This is a genomic window from Yimella radicis, from assembly GCF_054778255.1.
Map to the genome: position 1 here is coordinate 21,625 of NZ_BAAGZR010000021.1, position 6,854 is coordinate 28,478.

Consider the following 6,854-nt stretch of genomic DNA (forward strand, 5'->3'; position numbering starts at 1 on the left):
ACATGTGTCGTCCGGTGAAGTGCAAGCAGTGCGGCAGGACGACCTGGGCGGGGTGCGGCCAGCACGTCGACCAGGTCAAGCGCGCAGTACCGGCAGGCCAGTGGTGCGGCGGGCACGCCGATGCGTCGAGGAACAAGCCGGGTTTCCTCAAGCGCATGCTGGGCTGAGCATCGAGAGTCCGCAGGACGCGCGGGTCAGCTCGCCGATACTGCGGACTTTCGGGGGTCAGGTGGTCCAGGGCGCGAGGGCGTCCGCCTCGGCCCGCAGTCGTTCGGCCCGCTCATGCTGTCCGAGGCGCTCGCACGATGCGGCCTCTGCTTCGCGTAGATCGACCTCGGTCTCGATGATGAACTGCACTTCGTGCGGAGTGAGCTCGTGCCGTGGGACGTCGGTGGCGCCGGCCCCGCTCGGTGATTCCTCGATCGACCCACCGCGACCGTCCGCAGGCACCGCTGCGGCGTTCTGCAGCGCGGAGATGGCGGTCCGTAACGCCATCACGGCGGGCTGATCGCGGTCGTGCATCGCCTCGTTCAGTGCGGCTCGTAGCTGGGCCAACGTCTCCTCGAGTTCCATGCACCCATGGTGTCGCCTCGGCGCTTGTTCGTTGCGCAAACGAGTCACGTGGACTTGCGAGCGGGCACCCATGTCTGCCTTGAATAGATGCTTCAGGCACGACAACTGCAACGACGGACGACGGGGGCATTTTGTGCTGCCGCCGACGAGGAGACCGATTCATGAGTTCATCGACACCGCCATCGACCACCACCGACAGTCCGCCGGGGGACGGCAAGAAGCGCTTGGTGGAGGCGCCACGGGTCTTCTGGCCGGCCGCGATCATTCTGCTGTTGTTCGTAGCTGCCGCGCTCATCATGCCGAGCCAGATGAACGACGTGCTGACCAAGGCGAACGACACGGTCGTCCGCGATCTCGGTTGGTTCTACGTCATCACCGTGACCGGGTTCGTGTTCTGGGCACTCTGGCTGGTGTTCTCGCCGATGGGCAATATCGTCCTGGGTAAGCCCGAGGACGATCCGGAGTTCTCGCTGCCGTCATGGTTCGCAATGCTGTTCGCCGCCGGCATGGGCATCGGCCTGGTCTTCTGGGGCGTCGCCGAACCGCTCAACCACTTCTCGTCACCGCCGCCCGGCACCAGCACCTCCGAGCCCGCCAGGGCGCGCGCCGCGATGGACTCCACCTTCCTGCACTGGGGCCTGCACGCCTGGGCCATCTACGTGGTGGTCGGTCTGTCCGTCGCCTACGCGGTGCACCGCAAGGGACGCAGCATCTCCATCCGTTGGGCGCTCGAACCGCTGCTCGGTGACCGGGTGAAGGGCTGGCTGGGTGACGTCATCGACGTCCTCGCCGTCGTTGGCACCCTGTTCGGCGTCGCCACCTCGCTCGGGTTCGGCGTCTCGCAGGTCGGCGCCGGCCTGGGACACCTCGGCGTCGCTGAGACCGACGACTCCGGCACGGTCAGCACCTGGCTGCTGGTCGCGCTCATCATCGGTATCACCGCCATCGCGACGATCTCGGTGGTCACCGGCGTCGACAAGGGCATCAAATTCCTGTCGAACCTCAACATGGGCATCGCGGGACTGCTGATGCTCATCGTCCTGGTGCTCGGACCCTCGATGTTCCTGATGGCTGACTTCGTGCAGCAGCTGGGCTCCTACCTGCAGAACTTCCTCTCGCTCAGCTTCCGCACGCTCGCCTTCGAGGGCGACGCCGGCAAGGACTGGCTGTCCGGTTGGACGACGTTCTACTGGGGTTGGTGGATCAGCTGGTCACCGTTCGTGGGCGTGTTCATCGCCCGCATCTCGCGCGGACGCACGGTGCGCGAGTTCGTCGCCGGCGTCCTGCTCGTCCCGACCCTGCTCGGCTGCCTGTGGTTCGCGATCTTCGGCGGGTCCGGTCTGCACCGCGAGATCTTCGGCGATAAGGGTCTGATCAAGGACGGCAAGGTCTCGACCGACCTGGCCCTGTTCCAGTTGCTCGACGGACTGCCCGCTTCGACGCTGCTCAGCGTCATCGCGATCATCCTCGTGGTGGTCTTCTTCGTGACCAGCTCCGACTCCGGTTCGTTCGTGGTCGACATGATCGCCTCGGGCGGCAACCCGAACCCGCCGGTGTGGAGCCGGGTGATGTGGTCCTCGCTCGAGGGCGGCATCGCCGCAGCCCTGATCCTCACCGGTGGAGCGGGAGGCGAGGGCCTCGCCGCGCTGCAGACGATGGCGATCCTGGTCGCGTTGCCGTTCAGCATCGTGCTGATCCTGATGGCGATCTCGACCGGCAAGGAGCTTGTCGGCAAGCACGCCGAACTCGTGCACGGTCGCCGTCGCCGGTTCGAGAAAACGATCCGCGACGAGATCCGCAGCGAGATCGATGCCATCCGGCAAAACCCCAAGCGGGGAAGCGACGCCGGCCGTCGCTGAGCGACTCACCACGACGGACGCGTCACCGGTAGGTGGCGCGTCCGTCGCTTTCCCAACCACCCGCGCAGGCCACCGACGACCCATCGTCAGCGTCTCCCGATTAGGGTGGCGAGCGTGAGTCCGATGGCGAAGGGGGCCAATGTCGCCCTCACCCGTGAAGTGCCCGGCCTGAAGGGCCTGGTCGTCGGCGTCGACTGGGACGCCGGAGCCGAGCGTTTCCTGCACGACAGTCTCACCCTGCTCACCGTGCTCTGCGGCAGCGACCGCAAGGCACTCAGCCAGGAGCACGTCGTCCACTTCAACCAGATGGTCTCGGCCGATCTGTCCACTGGACACGTCACCGACACGATGGGTGACGACGACGAGCAGGTCGAGGTCGATCTCAGCGGCGTGCCGGACGAGGTGCAGCGCATCGTCTTCGTTCTCTACGTCAACGAGGGCGGCGGCGGACGCCGGACGCTCGGCCAGTTGCGGCGCCTGGTCGTCCGAGTGCTCAACCTCGACGGCGGAGCATCCGTGGTGACCACGGACGATTTGGTCCCCGGCCTGCGCGGCGAGACCGCGCTGTCGCTCATCGAGCTCTACCGCCACTCGGGCGAATGGAAACTGCGGGTGCTCGGCGCCGGCTACTCCGACGGGCTCAAGGGAGTCGCGCGCGACTTCGGGGTCAACCTGTGAGCGACTTCGGTTTCCTTCGTGCCCGTCGCCGCGAGCAACCGCAGGCGGCGTCGCGACCGGCATCGAACGGTTCGAGCGCCTCACCGGTCGCCGACTTCCTGACCGGACGCGCGGCGCGCCCGGGCCGTGATGCCCCTCCAGCCCAGTCACCGGTCGCCGATCGGCCTGCACCGCAGTCGAATCCGCTCGACCTGTCCCGCCCCGAAACCCCCGCACCCGCACCGTCGTCCCCTCAGCCACAGGCCTCGTCCGCCGGAAGGAACCCGCTCGATCTGAGTGGCTCCGACCCGACGCCTGCGCCGGGTCGCTCCCAGGGACCGAGCGGTGGGGGAGGCAATCCGCTCGACCTCGGCGGATCGGATCCGACCCCGCCGAGCCGGCCGTCTGCGCCGCGCTCCAACCCGCTGGACCTCGGCGGATCCGAGCAGCGGGTCGAGCAGAGGGTCGAGCCGCCGAGCAGAAACGCGCCCGTCCCGACGAGCAACAACCTGCTCGACCTGTCCGGTCCGTCCGGATCGGCGCCGGTGCAGGCTTCCACCGGAAGGTTCACCCCGTTGGTCAACCATGAACTCGGCCTCCCCACCATTGACGAAGGAGAACGACGCATCCTGACGGTCGAGGACCCCGTCGTCCACCTCACCCGTATGCAGTCGTCCGCAGGCGCGTTGGAGTTCACCGCTGCGACCGCGCAGCCGAACCAGTTGCTGCTGGGCTGCCTGTTCGAGACCGTCGACCAACGTGAGTCGATCGTGCTGCCGGGCATGCGTCCGCAGGGTCCCGACCCGCACAGTCCGATCTTCCGCTCGACCACCCAGGGCGTCACGGTCAACCTGCGCGGGATCAAACGCGCCGCGAGATTCTTCGTCATCGGACTGCCGCAGACGTCCGACCGGTCGATGCCCGGGGGTACCTTGGTGGTGCAGACCTACGGGGGGTCGCGGTTGGAGGTCGTTCTCGACCGCTCGGCCACCTTCGGGGCCAAGGCGCTGATCACCGGTTACGTCGTGGAAGGAAGAATCGTGCTCCGAGCGGAACACGACCCCTTCAGCGGAACGTTGCAGCAGGTGGCCGGCGTCTACGGATACGACCAGATGACTTGGCGCGATCCGTTCACGCCACTGTTCTGAAGACTTCAGGACCGTTCGAACGACCATCAGGCCCCGCGCCTGAGCAGAAAGGGAAAAACATGGCAGTCAGCCTCAGCAAGGGCGGCAACATCTCGCTGGCCAAGGCCGCACCCGGCATGACCACGGCGATCGTCGGTCTCGGCTGGAACCCGCGCACCACCGACGGTGCCCCCTTCGACCTCGACGCGTCAGCGCTGCTGTGCGGCGCCGACGGCAAGGTCCGCAGCGACGCCGACTTCGTCTTCTACAACAACCTGCAGGCCGACAACGGCGCCGTCACCCACCAGGGTGACAACCGCACCGGTGAGGGCGACGGCGACGACGAGCAGATCCAGGTCGACCTGACCCGTGTGTCCGCAGACGTCGAGAAGGTCGTCTTCATCGCCTCGATCGACCAGGCCGACCAGCGCGGCCAGAACTTCGGTCAGGTCGCTGACGCCTACATCCGCGTCTTCGACGCCGACGACCCCACGAACGCCGAGAAGGGCGTTCGCTTCGACCTCGGCGAGGACGCCTCGACCGAGACCGCGCTGATCTTCGGCGAGCTGTACCGCAACGGTGGCGAGTGGAAGTTCCGCGCCATCGCCCAGGGCTACTCGAGCGGTCTCGGTGGCGTCATCACCGACTTCGGCCTCTCGGTGGGCTGATCCACCGCTTGAACCACCACTGATCGCAGCCGCCTCAGTCACGCTGAGGCGGCTGCGTCGTGCCTGAACCCCCGTCACGAAAGCAGAAATGAAAGCTCTTCGGCACTTCACTCCGGACCTGATCGTCGCGGCGATCGTCCTGATCGTCGCCTTCTTCTACGACGGCTGGGCAGCCGTCGTCCTCACCGCCATCCTGATCCTCGTCGAGATCGTGTTCTCGTTCGACAACGCGGCGGTCAACGCCAAGTACCTCGTGCGACTGAACGAGTTCTGGCAGAAGATCTTCCTGACGATCGGCGTCCTGATCGCCGTCTTCGGTATGCGGCTGGTCTTCCCGTTCCTCATTGTCACCCTCACCGGTGGCATCGGCCCGATCGAGGCGGTCAATCTCGCGCTGGAGAAGGGCAACCCGGAAACCCCGGGCACCTACGGCTACATCCTGAACGAGGCACACCCGAGCATCGCCGCCTTCGGTGGAATGTTCCTGCTGCTGCTGTTCCTGGACTTCCTGTTCGACGAGCGCGACATCCTGTGGCTGAAGTGGATCGAGCGTCCGCTGCAGAAGCTGGGCAAGCTCGATGTGCTGTCGGTGATCATCGCCGGTATCGTGCTGCTGCTCGCCGCGGAGTTCCTCGCCGAGACCACCGAGATCCGCAGCCAGGTGTTGTTCGCCGGCCTGCTCGGCATCGTCCTGTACCTCTCGGTCAACGGCCTGTCGTCGATGATGGAGGCCCGCGAGGAGGAGAAGGACCACGAGTTCGAGGAAGCCGAGTCGCGTGGTGAGGTCGTCAAGCTCGCGGGTAAGGCCGCGTTCTCGATGTTCATGTTCCTGGAGGTCCTGGACGCCACGTTCAGCTTCGACGGAGTCATCGGCGCCTTCGCCATCACGCCCGACCCGCTGATCATCATGATGGGTCTCGGTGTCGGTGCGCTCTGCGTACGTTCGATGACCATCTACTTGGTGCGCGAAGGCACGCTCGCGGAGTACCGCTACCTCGAGCACGGCGCCCACTGGGCCATCGGTGCGCTCGCGATCATGCTGATCCTGACCATCCAGGCATACCTGAGCGAGTTCATCATCGGCGGAGTCGGCATCGCGTTCATCGCGGGAGCGTGGATCTCCTCGGTCGTCGCCAACAAGAGGGACGATGAAACCGACGACTCCGGCCACGCGTTGGCTGAGAAGACAGCAACAACCAACAGCTAGGAGAAGCACGATGAGCATCAACCTGAGCAAGGGTCAGACCGTCAACCTGGCCAAGCAGGACGGCGGCCAGTTGTCCCGCGTCCGGATGGGCCTGGGCTGGGACACCAAGGTCGTCACCAAGAAGGGTCTGTTCGGTGGCAGCAAGCAGGTGCAGAAGGACATCGACCTGGACGCGTCCGCGCTCGTGATCGGTGGGGGACGTGTGCTCGACACCGTCTACTTCGGCAATCTGCGCAGTCAGGACGGTTCGATCCAGCACACCGGTGACAACCTCACCGGTGCCGGCGACGGCGACGACGAGTCGATCGTGGTCGACCTGACCGCCGTCTCGGGCTCGGTCGAGCACATCGTGTTCGTCGTGAACTCCTTCTCGGGTGAGAACTTCTCCGAGGTCGACAACGCGTTCGTCCGGGTCGTCGACTCGAACGCGAACGACACCGAGTTGGCCCGCTTCCAGCTGTCGGGTTCGGGCACGCACACCGCGCTGGTGATGGCGAAGGTGTCGCGTCAGGGCGGCGGCTGGACCTTCACCGCCGTCGGGCACCCCGGCAACGGACGCATCGCCCGCGAGTTGGAGCCCCTGGCTCTGCAGGTCGTCTGACCCGCGAACCTACTGTTCACCGTCGAACCCACCAGGTGTGATGTCTCGTGACTTCTGGGTGTCCCGGATGTCATGACATTCGGGACACCCGAGTGTCGTGACATCCGGGACACTCATCAGGCATGGCTGATGAGATCTCGCGTGTTGTTCGTGATGCTGTGC

The 6,854-nt window shown here is 65.9% G+C and carries 8 protein-coding genes; 7 read left to right on the top strand and 1 reads right to left on the bottom strand.

All coding sequences use genetic code 11. The features are described from left to right. Window positions 1-2: 2 nt before the first annotated feature. Window positions 3-167: a DUF8730 family Cys-rich protein gene (locus ACYU8W_RS11770; protein ID WP_499469270.1), complete on the top strand. Its 165-nt coding sequence runs from the start codon at window positions 3-5 to the stop codon at window positions 165-167. Between the two features lie 58 nt (window positions 168-225). Here ACYU8W_RS11770 and ACYU8W_RS11775 read toward each other — a convergent pair whose 3' ends face one another. Then, window positions 226-573, bottom strand: a complete 348-nt coding sequence (locus tag ACYU8W_RS11775) for a hypothetical protein (RefSeq protein ID WP_141927247.1) — start codon at window positions 571-573, stop codon at window positions 226-228. 161 nt (window positions 574-734) lie between these two features. Between ACYU8W_RS11775 and ACYU8W_RS11780 the strand changes: the two genes are divergently transcribed. The 6 genes from ACYU8W_RS11780 to ACYU8W_RS11805 all read left to right on the top strand — a co-directional run bounded on the left by ACYU8W_RS11780 (window position 735) and on the right by ACYU8W_RS11805 (window position 6,692). Then, the gene (locus ACYU8W_RS11780) at window positions 735-2,432 is read left to right on the top strand and encodes a BCCT family transporter (RefSeq protein WP_499469272.1); all 1,698 of its coding nucleotides are present in this window, start codon (window positions 735-737) and stop codon (window positions 2,430-2,432) included. Between the two features lie 123 nt (window positions 2,433-2,555). Beyond that, window positions 2,556-3,110: a TerD family protein gene (locus ACYU8W_RS11785; protein WP_499469286.1), complete on the top strand. Its 555-nt coding sequence runs from the start codon at window positions 2,556-2,558 to the stop codon at window positions 3,108-3,110. After that, window positions 3,107-4,237, top strand: coding sequence for a hypothetical protein (locus ACYU8W_RS11790; RefSeq protein ID WP_499469274.1), 1,131 nt, complete (start codon window positions 3,107-3,109; stop codon window positions 4,235-4,237). Before ACYU8W_RS11785 ends, ACYU8W_RS11790 begins: the two co-directional genes overlap by 4 nt. A gap of 59 nt (window positions 4,238-4,296) precedes the next feature. Beyond that, window positions 4,297-4,884 (top strand): TerD family protein, encoded by a 588-nt coding sequence (locus ACYU8W_RS11795; protein WP_129626284.1) that lies wholly within the window; start codon window positions 4,297-4,299, stop codon window positions 4,882-4,884. Window positions 4,885-4,972: 88 nt separating this feature from the next. Next, window positions 4,973-6,091 (top strand): DUF475 domain-containing protein, encoded by a 1,119-nt coding sequence (locus ACYU8W_RS11800; protein ID WP_499469276.1) that lies wholly within the window; start codon window positions 4,973-4,975, stop codon window positions 6,089-6,091. Window positions 6,092-6,101: 10 nt separating this feature from the next. Next, complete coding sequence (locus ACYU8W_RS11805) at window positions 6,102-6,692, top strand: TerD family protein (RefSeq protein ID WP_499469278.1); 591 nt, start codon at window positions 6,102-6,104, stop codon at window positions 6,690-6,692. The last annotated feature ends 162 nt before the right edge of the window (window positions 6,693-6,854 follow it).

Coding starts and splice junctions, on each gene's coding strand:
- ACYU8W_RS11770 (WP_499469270.1), top strand. CDS start 3: ATGTGTCGTCCGGTGAAGTGCAAGCAGTGCGGCAGGACGACCTGGGCG.
- ACYU8W_RS11800 (WP_499469276.1), top strand. CDS start 4,973: ATGAAAGCTCTTCGGCACTTCACTCCGGACCTGATCGTCGCGGCGATC.
- ACYU8W_RS11785 (WP_499469286.1), top strand. CDS start 2,556: ATGGCGAAGGGGGCCAATGTCGCCCTCACCCGTGAAGTGCCCGGCCTG.
- ACYU8W_RS11795 (WP_129626284.1), top strand. CDS start 4,297: ATGGCAGTCAGCCTCAGCAAGGGCGGCAACATCTCGCTGGCCAAGGCC.
- ACYU8W_RS11780 (WP_499469272.1), top strand. CDS start 735: ATGAGTTCATCGACACCGCCATCGACCACCACCGACAGTCCGCCGGGG.
- ACYU8W_RS11805 (WP_499469278.1), top strand. CDS start 6,102: ATGAGCATCAACCTGAGCAAGGGTCAGACCGTCAACCTGGCCAAGCAG.
- ACYU8W_RS11775 (WP_141927247.1), bottom strand. CDS start 573: ATGGAACTCGAGGAGACGTTGGCCCAGCTACGAGCCGCACTGAACGAG.